The organism is Aeromonas sp. 1HA1, assembly GCF_029237385.1.
Lineage (GTDB): Bacteria > Pseudomonadota > Gammaproteobacteria > Enterobacterales > Aeromonadaceae > Aeromonas > Aeromonas popoffii.
In genome coordinates, this window is record NZ_JAACGC010000040.1 from 1 (window position 1) to 19,915 (window position 19,915).

General features: G+C 60.0%; 13 protein-coding genes and 3 pseudogenes. 10 read left to right on the plus strand and 6 right to left on the minus strand.

The annotated features are described in order from the left end of the window. Nucleotides 1-258 precede the first annotated feature (258 nt). Nucleotides 259-828 (minus strand): annotated as a pseudogene (locus tag GWQ22_RS13145) (hypothetical protein); the annotation flags it as partial. A gap of 228 nt (nt 829-1,056) precedes the next feature. Between GWQ22_RS13145 and GWQ22_RS13150 the strand changes: the two are divergent. Further along, nucleotides 1,057-1,463 (plus strand): annotated as a pseudogene (locus GWQ22_RS13150) (transposase); the annotation flags it as partial. 146 nt (nt 1,464-1,609) lie between these two features. Here the strand turns inward: GWQ22_RS13150 and smrB are convergent. Beyond that, a complete protein-coding gene (smrB, locus tag GWQ22_RS13155) occupies nt 1,610-2,134 on the minus strand; it encodes an endonuclease SmrB (RefSeq protein ID WP_108536440.1) in 525 nt (174 codons plus the stop codon). Nucleotides 2,135-2,218: 84 nt separating this feature from the next. Here smrB and prmB point away from each other — a divergent pair, with 84 nt between their 5' ends. Then, nucleotides 2,219-3,154: a 50S ribosomal protein L3 N(5)-glutamine methyltransferase gene (prmB, locus tag GWQ22_RS13160; RefSeq protein WP_108536442.1), complete on the plus strand. Its 936-nt coding sequence runs from the start codon at nt 2,219-2,221 to the stop codon at nt 3,152-3,154. Nucleotides 3,155-3,170: 16 nt separating this feature from the next. Further along, nucleotides 3,171-4,259, plus strand: coding sequence for a chorismate synthase (aroC, locus tag GWQ22_RS13165; RefSeq protein WP_275930576.1), 1,089 nt, complete (start codon nt 3,171-3,173; stop codon nt 4,257-4,259). 109 nt (nt 4,260-4,368) lie between these two features. Here aroC and GWQ22_RS13170 read toward each other — a convergent pair whose 3' ends face one another. Further along, the gene (locus GWQ22_RS13170) at nt 4,369-5,205 is read right to left on the minus strand and encodes a transporter substrate-binding domain-containing protein (protein ID WP_275930577.1); all 837 of its coding nucleotides are present in this window, start codon (nt 5,203-5,205) and stop codon (nt 4,369-4,371) included. Nucleotides 5,206-5,548: 343 nt separating this feature from the next. Between GWQ22_RS13170 and GWQ22_RS13175 the strand changes: the two genes are divergently transcribed. Then, nucleotides 5,549-6,952, plus strand: coding sequence for a DEAD/DEAH box helicase (locus tag GWQ22_RS13175; protein ID WP_275930578.1), 1,404 nt, complete (start codon nt 5,549-5,551; stop codon nt 6,950-6,952). 109 nt (nt 6,953-7,061) lie between these two features. On the opposite strand, the gene GWQ22_RS13180 is transcribed toward GWQ22_RS13175, so the two are convergent. Continuing rightward, entirely contained in the window at nt 7,062-7,316 is a 255-nt protein-coding gene (locus GWQ22_RS13180; RefSeq protein ID WP_275930579.1) for an MAPEG family protein, read from the minus strand. Nucleotides 7,317-8,312: 996 nt separating this feature from the next. On the opposite strand from GWQ22_RS13180, the gene GWQ22_RS13185 reads away from it, so the two are divergent. Continuing rightward, nucleotides 8,313-12,206 carry an amino acid adenylation domain-containing protein gene (locus GWQ22_RS13185; protein ID WP_275930580.1) on the plus strand — a complete coding sequence of 1,298 codons (3,894 nt, stop codon included), beginning with the start codon at nt 8,313-8,315 and terminating at the stop codon, nt 12,204-12,206. A gap of 376 nt (nt 12,207-12,582) precedes the next feature. Here GWQ22_RS13185 and GWQ22_RS13190 read toward each other — a convergent pair. Next, nucleotides 12,583-12,867: pseudogene (locus GWQ22_RS13190) on the minus strand (integrase core domain-containing protein); the annotation flags it as partial. 519 nt (nt 12,868-13,386) lie between these two features. Between GWQ22_RS13190 and nfo the strand changes: the two are divergent. Both nfo and GWQ22_RS13200 read left to right on the plus strand, forming a co-directional pair. Beyond that, complete coding sequence (gene nfo / locus GWQ22_RS13195) at nt 13,387-14,232, plus strand: deoxyribonuclease IV (protein WP_275930581.1); 846 nt, start codon at nt 13,387-13,389, stop codon at nt 14,230-14,232. A gap of 21 nt (nt 14,233-14,253) precedes the next feature. After that, entirely contained in the window at nt 14,254-15,243 is a 990-nt protein-coding gene (locus GWQ22_RS13200; protein ID WP_275930582.1) for a Gfo/Idh/MocA family oxidoreductase, read from the plus strand. Nucleotides 15,244-15,355: 112 nt separating this feature from the next. Here the strand turns inward: GWQ22_RS13200 and GWQ22_RS13205 are convergent, their stop codons facing one another. Next, the gene (locus tag GWQ22_RS13205; protein WP_275930583.1) at nt 15,356-16,285 is read right to left on the minus strand and encodes a LysR substrate-binding domain-containing protein; all 930 of its coding nucleotides are present in this window, start codon (nt 16,283-16,285) and stop codon (nt 15,356-15,358) included. A gap of 99 nt (nt 16,286-16,384) precedes the next feature. On the opposite strand from GWQ22_RS13205, the gene GWQ22_RS13210 reads away from it, so the two are divergent. The 3 genes from GWQ22_RS13210 to GWQ22_RS13220 all read left to right on the plus strand — a co-directional run bounded on the left by GWQ22_RS13210 (nt 16,385) and on the right by GWQ22_RS13220 (nt 19,774). Beyond that, complete coding sequence (locus GWQ22_RS13210) at nt 16,385-17,377, plus strand: TDT family transporter (RefSeq protein WP_275930584.1); 993 nt, start codon at nt 16,385-16,387, stop codon at nt 17,375-17,377. 272 nt (nt 17,378-17,649) lie between these two features. Further along, nucleotides 17,650-18,639, plus strand: a complete 990-nt coding sequence (lpxM, locus tag GWQ22_RS13215; protein WP_275930585.1) for a lauroyl-Kdo(2)-lipid IV(A) myristoyltransferase — start codon at nt 17,650-17,652, stop codon at nt 18,637-18,639. Nucleotides 18,640-18,778: 139 nt separating this feature from the next. Further along, nucleotides 18,779-19,774 (plus strand): lauroyl-Kdo(2)-lipid IV(A) myristoyltransferase, encoded by a 996-nt coding sequence (locus GWQ22_RS13220; protein WP_212513478.1) that lies wholly within the window; start codon nt 18,779-18,781, stop codon nt 19,772-19,774. The last annotated feature ends 141 nt before the right edge of the window (nt 19,775-19,915 follow it).

A 19,915-nucleotide genomic window follows, 5' to 3' on the forward strand; every position in this document is an offset into this window, starting at 1 on the left:
GCGAACAGGGATTGCAGGCTGGAGCTCACTCTGGGAAGGCTGGCAAACACTGCAAAGTAAACTGGACGGCTTTATTGCCGCCAAAGAGATGATGGCTTCGGGGATCAAGATCTGATCAAGAGACAGCACTGAGACAGTGGCTGCCTCAATAGTAGACCCAGGCCCGGAGAGATAAACACTGCCGTTACTGTTTCTCGATAATGAAGTATTGCCTTGCCCTCCCCCGATACGTAATTGTGACGCAATCTTGACGGTGGCACCGTCCGTGACAGATAACTCACCGTAGCCAAGATGGCCTACACTTATCCCCGGTGCAATACCAGTAATTGATGCAGAGTTATTAACCAGTGAGGAGCCGGGGCCACGTACAATAACCACACCAGAGCTCGTGGCACCATCTCCAATCGTGAGTGGTTTTGTCGCACTACTGTTAGCTATGGTCACGTTACCGCCGTTTTCGATAATCAAAGTTCCGATACCCGCGGCATTACTCGTAATCAACGAGTTGGTATTGAGACTTGACCCATTTCCAGTGACGGTTAATGAGCCAGCCTGGCTCCCGCCAATGCGCACTGCTGATGTGCCAACCAGGTTGGTATCTACCACTGCGCCATTTTCAATTGTCAATGAGGCCGGGTTGTTCACTCCAACCGTTATCTGCCCCAGACTCGTTGAAGTATTAATTACGTTACCCAGGTCATCGAGAACAAGAGGTGCCGAAAACCCGGCATGAGTAAATAAAACCAGCGAACTCGAACCTAATATCAGTAGTGTAGATATCGCCTTCTGTTGAGGTATCTTCTTTTTCATAATCTCAATGCCCTCCATTAGGGGCTATCACCTGACCGTACCATCGGACTGCATGATGGAGTTCATGAACAAATATACATGCCACAGATGCAACAGAATTATTGTGCAATGTGGGATTTTCTGGACCTACTATAGTAGGCAATTCTAGGTTCAGGGGGACATTGTTGCCCAAATCCATATGTCTTGAATGGAACTAACTGGGGGGGCGGTGATCTGATCACCACCATACCCTTTACGTCATCATTCATGGGTAAGGCGCATCACCCCATCACCCACAGGTCTCAATACAACAAGTCTCTCGTCCAACGTGTGCTGGGTTGATGCGGATGTCATGAACAACTGGTTCCACCACGCCCATCACGTGCCACGGGGCTGCAGCCAGCCATACACCGGCCAGACCATCGGCACCTTCCTGATGCTCAAAGGCATTTTCAATCTGACTTTGCGAGTAGCTCAGGGGCAACTCAACTCCCTGTTCGAGTGGCCACTGTGTGCCCCCGACCCTGGTTGGTCAGCAGCATGCTTGCACTGTGCAGGTGGCTAATCGGCAGCCCTCAAAGGGTCGTATCACCATCGACTCGACAGGCCTGACGATGTTTGGTGAAGGCGAGTGGAAAGTCAGAGAACACAGTGCCAAGAAACGGCGAGTCTGGTATGCCCGGTTCAAGTTGTTGCTGGCGGCACCTATGGCATCGGCACCGAGGGGTGACGGTATGTCTGCATGGGAACCCTGAGTAAACATGCGACCTCCACTGTCAATAACATATTGATATCGAGTGTGGGGCGCATGCGTGGCCAACTACTCTTCGATATCGAGTAATACCAGAATGGCGCTGTCACCGCCCCATTCACGGGGGGCTTGATGGAAGGCTCGCACATTGGGGTGCTGGGCCAACCAGCTGGGAATGCGCTGCTTGAGAATATGTTTGCCGATGCCGTGCATCACGGAGGCGACATGGATGTTCTCTTTCTGGCAGAGGGTGAGCAGGGCGGCCAGCTCCTGTTTTGCTTGCTGCTGGTTCATGCCATGCAGATCCAGATAAATCTCAGGCGGATAGATGCCGCGTTTGAGCTTTTTGAGCTCGAATTTTGACACATCGTCACGCACGTAACGGGTCGGGCCATCCTCGTCCAGATGAGGCTGGTACTCGTCGCTGAAAAAGTGGCCAACCCCAAGCTTTTCGCGGCTTTCGCGCAGTTCGCGTTTCTGCTTGACCGGGCGCAGGTCGGCCCTTATGGTATCTTGCTTAATTTTCCGGGTACCTTTGACCGCATCGCGAAACAGCAGGCTTTCCTCGATCGTCGGTGAGGGCGTTTTTTTCATCAGATGCTCATTTATTAGGTATGCGTCTTGCCCGCTACTGTAAGTGGGTGCTCGGGCCGGATATTACTCGACTTGGAGGTGGATTTGGACAAGATATTTATCGATGAGGTGGTTGCCGAGATGCACACCATCCAGGACATGTTGCGCTGGGCCATGAGTCGTTTCAACGACGCCGGGATTTTCTACGGACATGGTACCGACAACGCCTGGGATGAGGCTGTGCTGCTGGTACTGCCCACGCTACATCTGCCACCGGACGCGGATCCGGGCATGCGCCACTCCCGCCTCACCACCAGCGAGCGTCATCGCATCGCCGAGCTCGTCATTCGCCGTGTGCAGGAGCGCGTGCCGGCCGCCTACCTGACCAACAAGGCCTGGTATGCCGGTTGGGAGTTCTACGTGGACGAACGAGTACTGATCCCCCGTTCACCGATTGCCGAGATGGTGGCCAACCGCTTCGCCCCTTTCCTTAAGCATGAGCCGACCCGGATCATGGATTTGTGCACAGGTTCCGGTTGCATCGCCATCATCATGGCCCATGAATTCCCGGATGCGGAAGTGGATGCCATCGACATCAGCGTGGATGCGCTGAACGTGGCTGAGCGCAACATCACCGATCACGGTCTGGAGCAGCAGGTCATTCCGATCCGCTCCGATCTGATGCGCGATCTGCCGGCGGGTGACAAGTACGATCTCATCGTCTCCAACCCGCCCTATGTGGACTCCGAAGACATGTCGGATCTGCCGGATGAATTCCGCCACGAGCCCGAACTGGCGCTGGCTTCCGGCTCCGATGGTCTCAAGCTCACCAAGCGCCTGTTGGCCAATGCCGCTGACTTTCTCAAGGATGACGGCGTGCTGGTGGTCGAGGTGGGCAACAGCATGATCCACCTGGAAGCCCAGTTCCCGGAAGTGCCTTTTACCTGGGTCGAGTTCGAGAACGGTGGTCACGGCGTGTTCGTGATGACCAAGGCCGAGCTGGAGCAATACCAGGACCATTTCGCGATTTACAAGAGCTAAGCAGCAAGGAGCACCCATGGCAGGGAACAGTTTTGGCCATCTCTTTCGGGTCACCACCTTTGGCGAGAGCCACGGCTTGGCGCTGGGCGCCGTCGTCGATGGCTGCCCGCCCGGGCTCGAGATAAGCGAAGCGGATCTGCAGGGAGATCTGGATCGGCGCAAGCCCGGCACCTCCCGTTACACCACCCCACGCCGTGAACCGGATGAGGTGAAGATCCTCTCCGGGGTGTTCGAGGGGAAGACCACGGGGACCTCCATCGGGCTGCTCATCGAGAATACCGATCAGCGCTCCAAGGACTACTCCGACATCAAGGATGTGTTCCGCCCGGGCCATGCCGATTACACCTACCACCAGAAATATGGTCAGCGGGATTATCGGGGCGGTGGTCGCTCCTCCGCCCGTGAGACCGCCATGCGGGTGGCGGCGGGCGCCATCGCCAAGAAGTACCTCAAGCAGATGCATGGTATCGAGCTCACCGGTTTCCTCTCCCAGCTCGGCCCCATCAAGGCCGAGGCGTTCGACGCGGCGCAGATTGAGCAGAACCCCTTCTTCTTCCCCGATGCGGGCAAGCTGGAAGCGCTCGATCAGTACATGCGCGATCTCAAAAAAGAGGGCAACAGCATTGGTGCCAAAGTGCAGGTCATTGCGCGCAATGTACCGGTGGGCCTCGGCGAGCCGGTCTTCGATCGCCTCGATGCCGACATCGCCCACGCCATGATGGGCATCAATGCGGTGAAAGGGGTGGAGATTGGCGACGGCTTCGCAGTGGTAGAGCAAAAAGGCTCGGAGCACCGTGACGAGATGACCCCGGCCGGCTTTGCCAGCAACCATGCGGGCGGCATTCTGGGCGGCATCTCATCCGGTCAGGATATCGTGGTGAGCTTAGGCTTAAAGCCCACCTCTAGCATCACTGTGCCGGGCAAGAGCATCAATACCGAAGGCGAGGCCATCGAGATGATCACCAAGGGTCGACACGATCCTTGTGTCGGCATCCGTGCTGTCCCCATCGCCGAAGCCATGCTGGCGCTGGTGTTGATGGATCACCTGCTGCGCCACCGCGCCCAGAATCAGGGTGTGTTGACCCATACCCCGCAACTGCGTTGAGCGGTATAGCACCCTGTCGCATCATCGGCTGATGAGCGGTCACGAATGACAAAGGCGACCTTGGGTCGCCTTTGTCATGTCTGTGCAGTGCCTGTTGGCAGTTGCAGAGCTATGGTTGGTGCCGGGTCAGCAGATCGGCCGCCTGGGGATCCGCATCTAGGCGGCAGGTGGGGGGCGAAAACTGGCCATGGGTTTTAGGCAGGGCAGTGATGGCCTGATTGACCCGGGTCAGCTGCTCATCGCTGATACTCTCCTTGGCAAACATCAGACTGACCGGTTGGTGGTGCAGCAGTAACTGACAGCGGATCACCCTTTTGGCACCCAGTTGGGAGAGCCGATAACCGGCATATTGCCACTCCATGATGATGCCATCGAGCCGATGGGCCAGCAGCAGATCGATCAGCCGATCATCGGTATTGTACTCGGTTGCCACCTTGAGGGCGGGGCACTCATCCATTTGATGGATGGGGCGAGTTCCGCGCAGCTTGCCAATCTTGAGCCCTTTCTCGTGACAGAGGGTCGGCAGGGTATCGAGCTTCTCCCAGCGATCCTGTTGACCGGGGATGGGGTTATGACTCAGTAGTACATAGGCGCTCTGGCGATAGGGCGCCGAGAAGCGGGCATACTTCTGACGAGCCGGCAGCGGCAATGCCGCCATCGCCACGTCCAGCTGATCGTGTTCCACCAGATGCACCGCCCGTGCCCAGGGAAGCTCGCGAAACCTGGGGGTAACACCTGCTTGTTGCAGGATCTGGCGGGTCAGCGTGATGTCCAGCCCATCCAGCTCGCCCCGGTTGTCGATGTGGCTAAAAGGAGGCCAGTGGCTCCAGGCCACGGTCATGGTCTGACTGGCTTGCAGCGCAGGGGCTAGCAGCAGAAGCAGCATGCCGATCCCTGTCTGCCATCTGCTGCGGGAACTGCCGAGGGGACAATATCGCGTGGTCATAGCTAAACCTCGTTACTCTGTTCTTCTATTCCGTGCTTCTGCCCCCCATGCGTGCGAGGGTGGTTATTGTGTCATCAGTTAATAGTGTGGTATGTGCGTCTGTTATCAACAGGATTATTCGCAGGGGAGTGGGGGACTTTTCTGTTCGTGCTGGGAGGAGCATCACATTTTTCTCGTTTATCCCGAGCAACTCCGTTAGACTGCGCCTCTATTCTTTCCCCTTTGCTCTGCTCCCCGGGGAAATCGTTGTTTTCTCAATAGGCCCAGATCTTGTGAGATGGCATCGGCTCAGCAGAGGAGCCCCACCACAAATCCCCGGCGCCACTATCCCTAGCAGGTAATTATGAGTTTTTCTTCCCTCGGTCTGGCCGAACCCTTGTTGCGTGCCGTTGCCGAGCAAGGCTACGACACCCCGTCTCCCATTCAGCTGCAAGCGATCCCCGCCGTTCTGGCTGGCCGCGACCTGATGGCGGCGGCCCAAACAGGGACCGGCAAGACTGCAGGCTTTACCCTGCCGATGCTGCAGCGTCTGATGGAGAGCAAGCGTAAAGTTTCTCCCAACCGGATCCGCGCCCTGGTATTGACCCCGACTCGCGAGCTGGCCGCCCAGGTGGGCGAGAGCGTGCGCAACTACGGCAAGCATCTGCCGATGCGCAGCCACGTGGTCTTCGGCGGCGTCAGCATCAACCCGCAGATGATGGCGACTCGCCGTGGTCTGGACGTGCTGGTTGCCTGTCCTGGCCGCCTGATGGACCTCTACAACCAGAACGCCGTCAAGTTCGACGAAGTCGAGATCCTGGTGCTGGACGAAGCGGACCGCATGCTCGACATGGGCTTTATCCGCGACATCCGCAAGATCCTGGCCCTGATGCCCAAGCAGCGTCAGAACCTGCTGTTCTCCGCGACCTTTGCCGAAGAGATCCGCGAGCTGGCCACTGGCCTGCTCAACAACCCGGCGGTGATCGAAGTGGCGCCGCGCAACAGCACTGCCGAGCGTATCGAGCAGCTGGTGCACCCGTGCGACAAGGCCAACAAGATCGGTCTGCTGAGCCATCTGGTCACCAGCAATGACTGGCAGCAGGTACTGGTGTTCACCCGTACCAAGCACATGGCCAACCGTGTTGCCGAGACCCTCGACAAGAACGGCGTCAGCGCCGCCGCCATCCACGGCAACAAGAGCCAGGGTGCCCGTACCCGTGCCCTGGCCGGTTTCAAGGATGGCAACGTCAAGGTGCTGGTGGCGACCGACATCGCTGCCCGTGGTCTGGATATCGACAAGTTGCCGCAAGTGGTCAACTTCGAGCTGCCCAACGTGGCGGAAGATTACGTTCACCGCATCGGCCGTACCGGTCGTGCCGGTGCTGCCGGTCACGCCATTTCCCTGGTCGCAGCCGACGAAGGCAAGCTTATCAAGGCCATCGAGCGTCTGACCAAGCAGAACATCCCGTGCGAGCAGGTGGCCGGTTTCGAAGCCTCCCGCGAAACGCGGGACAACATCGCCCGTGGTATCGGCGCGCCGCTGCGCAAAGAGCCCCGTGATCCGAGCGAGCAGCGCCGTGTTGCGCCGCGTCCGCAGGGTCAGGGCCAGCGTCAGGGCGCCGGTCGCTCCGCCAATGGCGGCAACGCCGGCGGTGCCCGCACCGGTAACGGTGGCAAGCCAAAGCCGCAGGGCGGTCAGCGTCCGGCTGATGGCGCGGGTAAACCGGCTCAGGCCCGTCGCCCCCGTCGCTCTACCCACAACCAGTAAGCGGCTCGGGAGCCTCTCTCCCCAGCTGATCGGTTGATCTAAAAAGCCCTGCCAATCTGGCAGGGCTTTTTTTTGTCCGCGAGTCAGCTTTTAGCCGGCCGGCAAACGGTTAGGGGATCAGCGCCGTGATCAGGATATGGGCCGCGCTCACCAAGATCACCGTAAATGTCAGCCCCATGCCTACCACCCGGTAGCGGAAGTTCTCTGGCGTGCGGCTCATGCCAAACGCATGGCTGAGGCGGCCGCACAGCAGGGCGGCCCCCAGCAGATGGATAAGCCAGGGGGTGTGGTGGCTGGATTCGACAAAATAGATCAGCAGCAGGGCGAGGGGGACATACTCGGCAAAGTTGGCGTGCACCCGCATGGCCGCAGCATGGCAGGATCATCGCCATGCCCCAACGCTACCCCCTGACGGTGGCGAGTACGAATGGTGCGTATGCTCAGCAACACAAACAGCAGGGCGAGCAGGGCCGCGTAAACAGGCAGTATGGTCATGGTATCTGGCTCCCGGTTTGATGATGTCGAGTCGCTTGCAAGCCGCTTTCGCGTTGATTGCCCCGATATTGCTGGCGCCTCAATGGTTTGCCTCTGAGGGTAGCAGCAAATTGCAGCAGATTGACCCGCCATGGGCTCATCAACTGCCGAGCGCGCTGGTGGCCACTGGCGCCACGGCAACATGCTAGTGGTGGCAAGCAAACCTGATTGGGCATCGGTAAGCGTGACGACAGTTATCTGCGCATTCTACTCGTTCACGGGGCATGAGCTGCGCTACGCAGGGCGGTTCGCAAGGCTCAGCACGCAGGTAGTTGGCGGGCAGGCGTGATGGGCTGACACAGCGAGATCTCACCACAATGTGGCTGTGGTCGCGCTCGCCCATGATCGAGAATTTGAAGCCGATTTTGGAATAGCGGTATGAAAAGGGCCGACCTCCGGTAGTGAGGGGCCCTGAGCAAGCGGGGGAGAGTCACAAGCTCACAGCAAGCAGAGTTGAGAAGAACCATCAGTTACGCAGGAAATCATGACGTGATAACGAGGTGGGTCAGACCCTGGCTGGCAAAACCCGAGGTGAAACTGGGCGCACGGGTACGTCGCGTTGATAGAGGCGCCAGCCAATTCCATCAGGGACAAATGGGCTCATCGCCTGCTTCCAGTCCCGTGACTCATGATAAAGACACGATCCACTCATTCGCACCCTCCTTAAGCAACCAATTAAAAAATAAATTGCCATAGATGGGGCTCACGTGGGACTATTTTTATCCCCCAGTGGGGAAGCCTCTTAGGTTATTGCTCTTATAACTCATCTGTTTGTCAGAGGCCACCTCCTGCAAACCAAAAAATCGCCATCAGGATTTTGTTAAATATGTTAAATGAAGAATTAAGCTGCCCGCTGAGCGCGGCCCAGCAGGAAGTCTGTCTCGCTATTGGTCAGGAAGGCCGCAACCTCCATTATCACCTGTGTGATGTGATAGAATTCAACGGAAATTTGCAGACATCGTTGCTGGAACAGGCCATCAGAACCGTGTGCCAGCAGGCCGAAACTGTGCGCGCCGCGTTCGAAAAGGACCAGGCTACCGGGCAATACCGACAACGCCTCAACTCGACACTGCACGACACCTATTTTTCCTGGCACGACCTGTCCACCACACCGGATCCGGAGCAGGCCTACTCGGCCATGTTAGAGGCGTTGCTGGCCAGCGATATGGATCTTGCCCATCAACCGCTGATTCGATTTCTGGTCGTCAAGCTGGCTGACCGCCGCCACTGCATGGTAGAGCTGGGGTCCCACTTGGTGGTGGACGGCTTCGGCCACGCCATCTTGTTCAAGCACATCACCGACTGCTATGTCCGCTTGGCGCGTGGCGAGGCAATCGAGTCTCTGCCAGCGCAGCCGCTGAGCCGGGTCTTCGAAGCAGAACAGGCGTATCGCCAGAGCGAGTCCTATCTCAAGGACCAGTCTTACTGGCGCCAATACTGTCTGGAGCTGCCCGCTCCCACTCAGCTGGTGCCCGGCGACATGCCCCTACGCAAGCTGAACCGGCTGCGCAAGACCTTTTCCGGCGCAGCGGTGGAAGGGTTGCGCGAAGCCGCCACTTTGCATCGACTTCGCCTGTCCAGCGTGTTGCTTGCGGCCTGCGCTACCTATCTTTACAGGATGACTGGCCAGAGCGATCTGGCGGTGGGCATGCCGGTAGCAGCCCGCCAGCTAAAGGCCCTGCGCGAGATCCCAGCCATGGTGGCCAACATATTGCCACTGCGCATTTCGTTTACGCCACAATCCACGGTATTGTCGGTCGCGGCGGACATCCAACGCCAGTTGCGGCGTCATCTGCTGCACCAAGGCTATCGTTCGGAAGCCATGATCCGCGACCTGTACGCGGAACGCGGCCAAAAACCACTGTTCAACACCCTGCTCAATATCGTTGCCTATGAGCAGGACATGGGCTTCGATGGCTGTGAAGCCACGGTTCAGAACGTCGCCAACGGCCCTGCCGATCATCTCGGTATAGACATCTTCGACCGCAACGTTGACGGCCGATTGGAGATAGGCTTCAACGCCAACGCCGATCTCTACCCGCTTGAGGCGCTGGAATTGCATTACGCGCGGATGACCCAGTTGCTGGAGCATTTCGCCGCTGGTCCGGACACCCTCGCCGAGGATTATCCGTTGCTGCTGCCCGGCGAGCGCGAACGCTATTACCCGTTGTTGGCACAGGCAGACGCTTCACCTGTCTTCGCCGATGCCTTCACTGCTTCCGTGAGGAGCCATGGTCACCTGCCGGCCCTGCGCCAAGGCGAGCGCGAACTCAGCTACGCCGAGCTGGATGACCGCGCCGACCGCCTGGCCAGCTTGCTGCTGGCGCGTGGCGTGCGGCCCGGCGACGACGTTGCCGTCATCGTCTCGCGCAGCGTCGAATGGGCGGTGGCGGCGGTGGCGCTGTTCAAGCTCGGCGCCGGTTATGTGCCGGTTGATCCTGAACTGCCGGAGGCCCGCATCGAATACATCCTGGCCGATGCCGCGCCGGCCGCGGTCATCGTCACCGCCGGCAACGCCGTCAACACCGCGCTCGCACCGGAGAAACTGCTTTTCCTGGACGCTGCGGCGCTGGATGCACTGCCGCCTGCCGCTCTCCCGCTCCCCCGCGTGGCCCCTGCGGCTCTCAGCTATCTGATCTACACCTCGGGCTCCACCGGCAAACCCAAGGGCGTGGAAGTGACTCACCGAAACCTGGTGCCCATCGCGGACACCGCCATCCGGGCGGCTGAGCTGCAAGCCGGCCAACGCGTGCTGCAATTCATCGCAGCCGGTTTTGACATGTCGGTTCTGGAAATCATGATGACGCTGCTGGCCGGCGCCACGCTGGTCATCTGTGATAAAGTATCCAGCGCGCCCGGCAAGTCGTTGGCCGCTCTGGTGAAACGGGAAAACATCAAATTGCTGGTGATGACGCCCAGCCTGCTGGCCTACCACCAGACCGAAGACTTCCCGCAGGACACCGTCCTGATGCTGGGCGGCGAACCTTGCACGCCGGCGCTGCTGGCGCGCTTCTCCCACTGCCGCCTGCTCAATGTCTACGGCCCGACCGAAACCTCCTTCGCTACCTCGATCAACGCCGACTATGGCGATGGCGACCTCTCCATCGGTGCCGCCACCGCCAACACCCGGCTCTACGTGGTGGATCCACGGCAACGGCTGTTGCCGCCTGGCACCTGGGGAGACTTGTTCATCGGCGGACCCGGCGTGGCCCGCGGTTACCGCAACAGTCCGGAGCTGACGGCCAAAGGCTTCGTCCCCGATATCCTGGACCCCAGCAACACCATGTACCGGGCCGGCGACCGCGTATTTTTCGACCATGCCGGCCGCATCCATTATCAAGGCCGCCAGGACAACCAGATTAAGCTGCGCGGGCTGCGGATCGAGTTGGACGAGATCAAAAACGCCCTGCTGGGTTGTAGCGGTGTAGAGGACGCCGTCGCCTTGCTGCGCGATCTGCCTCAAGGCCCGGCCATCGTCGGCTATGTGGCCAACCAGCAGCTGGAGCTGGACAGCGAGGGGCTTAAACAGGCGTTGAGCCGTCAATTGCCCCATCACATGATCCCCAGTGTCATCATGGTGGTCCCGGTCTTCCCGCTCACGCCCAACGGCAAACTGGCCACTGGCGAACTGCCCACGCCGACGCTGCAGGACGACGGCGAGCAAACGCCGCCGCGCACTCCGGAAGAAGAGATCATGTGCCGGCTGTTCGCGACTGTGCTGGAATGCGGCGAGGTCTACGCCAATCAGAATTTCTTCGCGCTGGGCGGGCATTCGCTGCTAGGTCTGCAGCTGATTAACAACATCAGGGAAACCTTCGGCGTCTCCTTGGGTATCGCCGACTTCCTGGCCGCCCCGACCCCGCGCCAGCTGGTTCAGCGCCTGGAGCGGCCAGCCGCTTTCAGCGACCCCTTCGACGCCATGCTGCCGCTGCGCGTCCAGGGTGGCCGACCACCGCTGTTCTGCATCCATCCGGGCGGCGGCATCGCCTGGCCCTATGCCGGCCTGTTGCCCTTCCTGCCGGAGGATCAGCCGCTGTACGCCATCCAGTCACCGATACTGCGCGATCCGGACCGCGTCATCGGATCGCTGGACGAGTTGGCACAGGAATACCGACAGCGTATCCAGGCGGTGCAGCCGCGTGGGCCGTACCAGCTGGCCGGCTGGTCGGTGGGCGGCAATCTGGCGCTGCGCCTGGCCGCCATGCTGCAGGCCGACGGCCACGAGGTCAGCTTCCTGTGCATGTTCGACAGCTATCCGCTGCAAGGCGGGCCGGCCTCGTTGAAACTGGACGACGCCACCATCATCACCCGGATGACTCGCGCCATCGTCGGCGCGCCGCGCGCCGGCATCAAAGGGTTAAAGAGTGCCATGGAGGAGGTGCTGGGCGGCAGCCAGGTTGGCGAGGAGTTCCTAACCCGGTTGGTGAATGACTCAAAGCTGATGCTGGAGCTGCTCGCTCGCTGCTGCTATCAACGCTACGACGGCGACTTGATCTTCATCCGTGCCACCACCGACATCCTGCGTCCCGAGGATCAGCAGCCGTCGCTGTGGCGGCCCTATATCTCCGGCAAGTTGATAGAGTACGAGGTGAACGCGCCCCATGAATGCCTGCTGCAACGTCAGTATCTGGAACAGTTTGGCGCTCAATTCTCTGCCGAGCTGCAGCGGCGGGCCCCGATCGTCAGTGCCAGCCAGCAAGCCCTGGTAGAATGGGCGTAGGTTTCTGGGGGCGCCCGGCTTGCCGCGAGATCTTTCCGGTGTGATACCACTCGGCTGAACCGGCCGAATTCACCCCGCGATATTGGAGCGCAGCGTAGGGCGCCTGAGACGAGAATGTCCGTTCTGGTTAGGGAGGTGCGAAAAAGTCCTTGGTGTGAGATCGCAGGGATGAGTTTCAGCATGAGTCACCCGTTCACGAACCTGCCGCCGACCTGATAGAACAAAGGGAGGTATCTGCCTGAATGCCAGTCAGTTAAGCCCAAGGTGGCCACTCAGTTGTGGCCACATTTTGCATCTGTGCACTGGTAATAGAGAGCTGAGACATCATTGCTCAGCCGGTAATCCCCCCATTTTTAGGAGCATTCAACAGTTGAGGTCATGCAGCCTTTGCTAAATGCTGCTTGGGCGTGTCGCCGCCCAGCGGATAGTTGGTTGCTCATGGTTATCAACCCACAGCCAGTTCATTGCAAACGCCTGTCACTCATTGAGTGACTCAAACAGATGCTGGCCCAGCCAGCCGTAGCGCACCGTGCGGTTAAATTGCTCGATATAAGCACTCTGCTGCGGGTTGTCCCGGCTGCATATCACTCAGCGTCATCCCCCACCGTTTTGCCCTGCACAAAAGCGCTTCCCTTGTGTACTCCGGGCCGTTCTCGTAGCGAAAACATAATTCGAAGCCCCAATTGTGCTGGCTGGCAGATGGCGTCACCACTTGTTTGCCATGACCTCGGCGATGATCTCGGCCTTGAGGCGTTCCTCGGCGTACCTCTTCTTGAGACGGTGGCAGTGTTGATGCCATGAAAGCGTGATGTTTTCATGTCAAACCTCCTGCAATCACGGTGCGGGAAAATTCTACTGATGAGCACCCCCGGATTTGCGGGGGGATTTCCGTGAATGTTCAAGAGGGTATCGAACTGCAGCGCTATGGTTTGCTCGACGCAGGCGTGGATGCCGGCCTTGTTGATCAGAAAGTCGAACCGCTCGCGTTGTCACTCCCGTTGCAGCCACTGGCGCACCTCGGCCGCGCTGTCGGCAAGGCGTGGGCCTTCACCCCGAGGGTCTTGGTTTGCGCCACCACGGCGGCCGCCTCAGATCGTCTATGGCGGCCATCGAGGATCCCGGTTTGGCGCTGGCGGGGGAGATCGGCATAATGGCGCTCTCACAGAGCAGAGGAGATCTCATGAAATATATCGGAGCCCACGTCAGTGCCGCCGGCGGGGTGGAGAACACCATAGCCCGCGCAGAGGCTATCGGCGCAAACGCCTTCGCCCTGTTTACCAAGAATCAGCGCCAGTGGCAGGCCGCGCCGCTGTCGGAGGCCAGCATTCGCGCCTTCAAGCTGGCCTGCGAGAAAGCCGGCTTTCGCCCGGAGCAGATCCTGCCCCACGACAGCTACCTCATCAATCTGGGCCATCCCGATCCCGACGGACTCGCCAAGTCTCGCGATGCGTTTCTCGATGAGATAAAGCGCTGCGAGCAGCTCGGGCTTTGCTACCTCAATTTCCACCCCGGCAGCCACCTCAAACAGATCCCGGAAGCGGCCAGCCTGACACTGGTGAGCGAATCCATTAACTGGGCGCTGGAACGCAGCCAAGGGGTAACAGCGGTGATCGAAAATACCGCCGGGCAGGGCACCAACCTCGGCTGGTCGTTTGAACACCTGGCCACCCTCATCGACGGGGTGGAGGACAAGAGTCGGGTCGGTATCTGCTTCGATACCTGCCACGCCTTCGCCGCCGGTTATGACTTGCGTACCCCTGAGTCCTGTGCTCAGGTGTTCGCCGATTTCGATCGCATCGTCGGCTTCCAGTATCTCAAGGGGATGCACATCAACGGCGCCAAGTGCACCTTCGGCAGCCGGGTCGATCGTCATCACAGCCTGCAGCAGGGCAATCTCGGGGAGGCGGTATTCCACCACATCATGAATGACGACCGCTTCGACGGCATTCCGCTGATCCTGGAGACCATCGACGAGACGATCTGGGGCGACGAGATCCGCTGGCTGCGCAGTCTGGCCAAGGCATAACCCGTGCAGGAGACAGAACGGATGCAAACAGAGGGACTGAGCGGGGCGCCACTGCGCTGGGGCATTGCCGGAGCAGGGGCCATTGCTCGTCGCTTCTGCCATGACGTGAATGAACATGCCCGCCTGGGGCAAGTGGTGGCGATCGCCGCCCGTGATCAGACGCGGGCCCGGGCCTTTGCCGAGGAGCAGGGGCTACCCCTTGCCTATGATGGCTATCAGGCGCTGGCGGCAAGTGCGGAGGTGGAGGCTGTCTACGTGGCGGTGATCCATCCCGAGCATGCCGCCCTGATCAGGCAGATGTTGCTGGCGGGCAAGCACGTGCTGGTGGAAAAACCAGCAGTGACTCACGTCGCTGATTGGGATGCGCTGGTGCAGCTCGCCCAGGCCCGTGGCCTGCTGCTGATGGAGGCGATGAAGGTGATGTGCTTCCCCGCCATGCGCACGTTGCTCCAGCGGCTCAGTGCCTTGCCGGCACCCAACCGGCTGCGGGCGGCCTTCGGCTCGGTACAGGCGCGAGACGGCAAGCTGTTTGATCCCGCACTGGCCGGGGGCGCCGCCTGGGATGTGGGTGTCTATCCGCTCTGGCTCTACGCCGCGATCTGCCTGCAGCGGGATCTCCCGGCGGGGGAGCCAGAGGTGCGTCTGGTACGCCAAACGGGCGAGGTGGATGAGTCAGTGCATTTTGCCTTTACCGGCCCCCTTGCGGCCGAGCTGGATGCCTCCATCGTCCAGGATCTCGACAAGGCGGCGTATCTGGGCGGTGAGGGCTGGGCCCTGCAACTGGTCGGCAAGTGGTGGAACCTACAACAGGTACGCTGGCTCACGGGCGATCCCTTGCCTGCCTGGCCGGGAGACATAGCACAGCCGGTGGCAGGCGGTGGCATGCAGCATGAGGCGGATCATTTCGCCGCCTGTGTCAGGTTGGGATTGAACGACTCCCCCTGGGTGCCGCAGGCCCTGACCAGAGACGTGCTGGGGTGGGTCGAGCGCGGCTTGCAAGTCGGCTCGTGATCATGGCTATGCAGAGAGGGCGCCGGAGCGCCCTCTCTTTTTATCTGATCGCTTGTCGGCTTGAGCGGGAAGTGGCGAGAGACAGGCTGGCGCACGAGGGGCGTCAAGCACCCTATCTGCTCGTTGGTGCCCCTGCGGTGACCGCCTGAGGTTGAGGCAGGGCACCCTCTTGTGCGCGGCAAAACTGCAGGAAGCGGCGCAGGGTGGCCGAGTGGTATTTTTGCCGATGCCAGATGAGGGAGAGCTGGCGGGGAAACCGCCGGGCAAGGGAGAAGGCGACCAGCCGACCGGCCTGCAACCTGTCCGATACCGCCAGGCGGGAGATGAAAGAGATCCCCAGCCCTTTTTCAACCGCCAGCATAACCGCCTCCAGGGTATTGAGCTCCAGCCCCGCCTGCCAGCGGGGCAGCTCGGGCAGGATCTGCTGCTCGAACTGTTCGCGACTGCCGGACCGGGGTTCGCGCAGTACCCAGGTCTCACCGCTCAGCTGGGTGAGCGACAGGCGGTTGCGCCGGGCGAGGGGGTGGTCGGGGTGGGCCACGATCAGCATCTCGTCATTGAGCCAGGGTTCGCTGACGAGATCCGGGTGGTGGTTCTGCCCCTCTATCAAGGCCAGATCCAGCTCGAAGTTGGCCAGCAGATGGCAGAGCTGATGGGTGTTGGTGATGGTGACCCTGGGGGGCAGGCCCAGCTCCTGCTGGCTGCTGGCCAGCAGGGTGGGCAGCAGGTAGTTGCCTATGGTCTGGCTGGCGCCGAGGCGCAGCTGGCCGCTCGGCTCGGCATCCGGGCTGAACAGGGTTTCGATATCCTGCATCCGGGTCAGCAGCTCTTCGGCGGCCGGTTGCAGCAAGCGCCCCTCGTTGTTGAGCTGCAATCTGGGATGGATGCGATCGAACAAGGGGGTGGCGAGCTGGCGCTCCAACTCCTGCAACGACTGGGAGACGGCGCCCTTGCTCAGGCAGAGCTCGTTGGCGGCCAGCCCCAGATTGCCGTAGCGGGCGATGGTGGCGAATACCTTGAGTTGTTGCAGGGTCAGCTTCATGTTTGGTTAGCCTGAACGATTGGTTCGATTCATTTAGATATCGTAAACGATAGCTGCTCTTTATCCTATGCCCATCGTCTCTCACAAGAGGTTTCAGACATGATCGCAAGCACCCGTCAATCCTTGGGCAAAGCCCCGACCCCCATGGCGGGCCTGGCACTCGGGATCGCCAGTCTAGGTTGGTGCTGGGAAAATGCCGGTCAGTTCGATGGTCGCCTGCAGTTGCTGGGCGCCGCCGTCGCCGCCGTGCTGCTGGTGATCCTCACCTTCAAGTTTCTGCTCCATCCGCGCCTGCTGTGGCAGGATCTGGCTCACCCCGTGGTGGGCAGCGTGGTGCCGACCTATGCCATGGCCACCATGGTGGTCTCCAAAGCCGTTGGCATGTTGAGCCCGGGCATGGGCGAGGGGCTCTGGTTGTTTGCCGTGGTACTGCACCTTCTCTTCCTGGCGACCTTCATCTGGCACAGGGCCAAGCAGTTCGAGATCCATCACATGGTGCCGAGCTGGTTTGTGCCGCCGGTGGGCATTATCGTGGCTGACGTCGCCTTTCCTGGCGGCCAGTTTGCCGTGCTGGCCGATGCTCTGCTCTGGTTCGGCCTGCTCTGCTACGGCCTGATGTTGCCGTTGATGCTCTACCGCCTTATCTTCAGCCATGAAGTGCCGGATGCCGCCAAGCCGACCATCGCCATTCTGGCAGCCCCTGCCAGCCTGTCACTGGCGGGCTACCTGACGGTGACCGAGGATCCTTCCCTGCTGCTGGTGGCCGTGCTGCTGGGGATCGCCATCCTGATGACCGGCATCATCTACCTCGCCTTCTTCAAGCTGCTGCGTCTGCCGTTCTCGCCGGGGTATGCCGCTTTCACCTTCCCGCTGGTGATAGGTGCCACCGCCCTGTTCAAGGTGGGACACCTGCTGGCGCAGTGGCCGCAAGCGACCCACTATGTGGCGCAGATCAATCTGCTTGCCCACTTCGAACTGGGCGTCGCCACCCTGATTGTCGGCTACGTGGCCTTGCGTTATCTGATGTTCTTCCTGCCGCTGGGTGAGAGTGGCAGGGTGTCCGGCATGGCTCGGTATGGAGCCCGCCGCTAGGCCAAGATCCTGTGGGAGAGCAAGGGGATAAGGGGTCAGTCAACGAGAAGAGCATGGGTGATGACATACTCCACTGGCCAGATCTAGTGGCAGCGCTTCGCCAGTCGGAGCGCTTTTTTGTCTGCTGTTAAGTGTCGAAGGAGACTTTTTTGCCGCTGGGGAATCCATTTTTTGAACCAGCGCTCACCCTGAGGTGCTCATGATGAATTTCACTGGTATTACCTGTCAGGATGAATACAATGCAACCCCATTTTCTTCGTTTGACCTCATTCATGTCTTCCCTAGATCCTGTGTTTGACACCTCTTTTCAGACCCGTTTATTGCGACCGCGTTACTGGCCAAGCTGGTTGGCACTGGGGGCGCTGTGTCTGCTCGCCTTCGTGCCGCCGCGTTGGCGTGACAAGCTGGCAGAATGGTTGGCGCCGCTGGTGCTCAAGGTCTCCAAGAAACAGATCTACATCGCCAAAACCAATCTGGATATCTGCTTTGCCAACAAGAGCCAAGCCGAGCGTGATGCCATCCTGATGACCTCGATTCGCATCGGTCTCAAGACCCTGCTCGGCTTTGGTGAGTTCACGGTGCGCAGTCCCGCCTACCTGATGAAGCGCATCCAGGTGAGTGGCTGGGAGCATATCGAGGCGGAGCAGGCCGCCGGTCGCCCCATGATCCTGGTGGTCCCCCATAGCTGGCCAGTCGATGCTGCCGGCTACTACTTCACTCAGCGCGGCGTGCCCATGTGCACCATGATGAAGAGTGCCCGCAATCCGGTCTTTGACTGGCACATCAATCGGGAGCGGGACAAGAATGGCTGCCGTGTCTATGAACGCAGTGCCGGTATCAAGTCGGTGATCAGAACCATCAAGCGTGGACACAGCTTCTTCTATCTGCCGGACCAGGATCATGGCCGTGAGGCGAGTATCTTCGCTCCCTTCTTCGGCTATCCCAAGGCAACTCTGCCAGCCCTGCCACGTCTGGTGCAGCTCAGCGGTGCCCGGGCTGTGCCCTTGCTGGCCTGCTATGACGAGGCGCACTACTGCTACCGTCTGGAGATAGAGGCGCCGTTTACGGATTATCCCAGCGCCGATCTGATGGCGGATACTTGTCGCATGAATGACATGGTGCAGCAGCAGCTGACCCGCCATCCCGGCCAGTACATGTGGTTCCTCAAGATCTTCGATACCCGTGAGGATCAGGAAGGGCCGGATGGCCTCTACGAAGAGGGCATTAAGCGGATCCGGGGCGATCTTCCCCCTCGTCCCTGAGCGGGTGTCAGCGCTGTTTGTCATGGCCCTTCGGGGCCATTTTTGTGGGCGCCACGCCTGGGCTTGCGCAGCCCCTGGCACCCCAAAGTGGAAAAAAATATCAGGATAATTACAATAACCGTTTATTTTTTATGACTTGATGGTGGCCATGTCTTCACACGATCCGGTTTTTGACTCCTCATTTCATGTCCGTCTGCTCCATCCGCGCTGGTGGGGCAGTTGGCTGGCGCTTGGTTTTTTGTGCCTGCTGGCACTGGTGCCTCACGGCGTGCGCGGGTGGTTTGCCAATGCCATGGCCCCGGCGTTGCTGCGCCTTTCCAAAAAGCAGGCTTACATTGCCGAGACCAATCTCAAGATCTGTTTTCCCGAGCTGGATGCGGCCGGACGCCGCACCCTCTTGCTCAAAGCGATCCGCACCGGCCTCAAGACCTTCATGGGCTTTGGCGAGCTGACCCTGCGCAGCGCAGCGCATCTTAAAAGCCGCATCAAGGTGCGGGGCTGGGAACATATAGCGGCGGAACAGGCCGCCGGGCGTCCCATGATACTGGTGGTGCCCCACACCTGGGCGGTGGACATGATTGGCCGCTACCTGAGCGACGAGGGGCTTGTTCTGTGCACCATGATGAAGAGCCCGAAAGATCAGGTATTTGACTGGTACATCAACCGCGAACGGGCCAAGGGGGGCAAGGTGTATGAGCGCAGTGTCGGCATCAAGCCGGCCATCAAGGCCATTCGCAGCGGCGCCAGTTTCTTCTATCTGCCGGATCAGGATCATGGCCGCGAGGCCAGCTTGTTCATCCCCTTCTTCGGCCACCCCAAGGCGACCCTGCCAGCACTGCCCAAGCTGGTGGCGCTGACCGGCGCCAGGGCTGTGCCCATCTTCGCCTGCTACGACGAGGATGAAGAGTGCTACCGGCTTGAGATTGACCCCCCGTTTGATCCTTACCCCACGGACGATTTGACCGCCGACGTCAACGCCATGAATTGCATGGTGGAGCGACAGTTGCGCCGTTATCCCGAGCAGTACATGTGGTTTCTCAAGATCTTCGAAACCCAGGAGCATCAGGAGGGGCCGGACGGTCTCTATGAAGAGGGGATTAAGCGGATCCGCCGCGGTCTGCCACCCGAACCCTGAAGGGAAAGACATCGGTTGGCGTGTTGGGCACAGGGCGGCGACAAGCGCTTGTCCTGCAAGCAATGTGGTGGGCAAAAAGTCGGCAATTAGGGCGCCGCGGGGCGCCAGATAACAGGGATATGCACGCAGGCCCCACAGGGG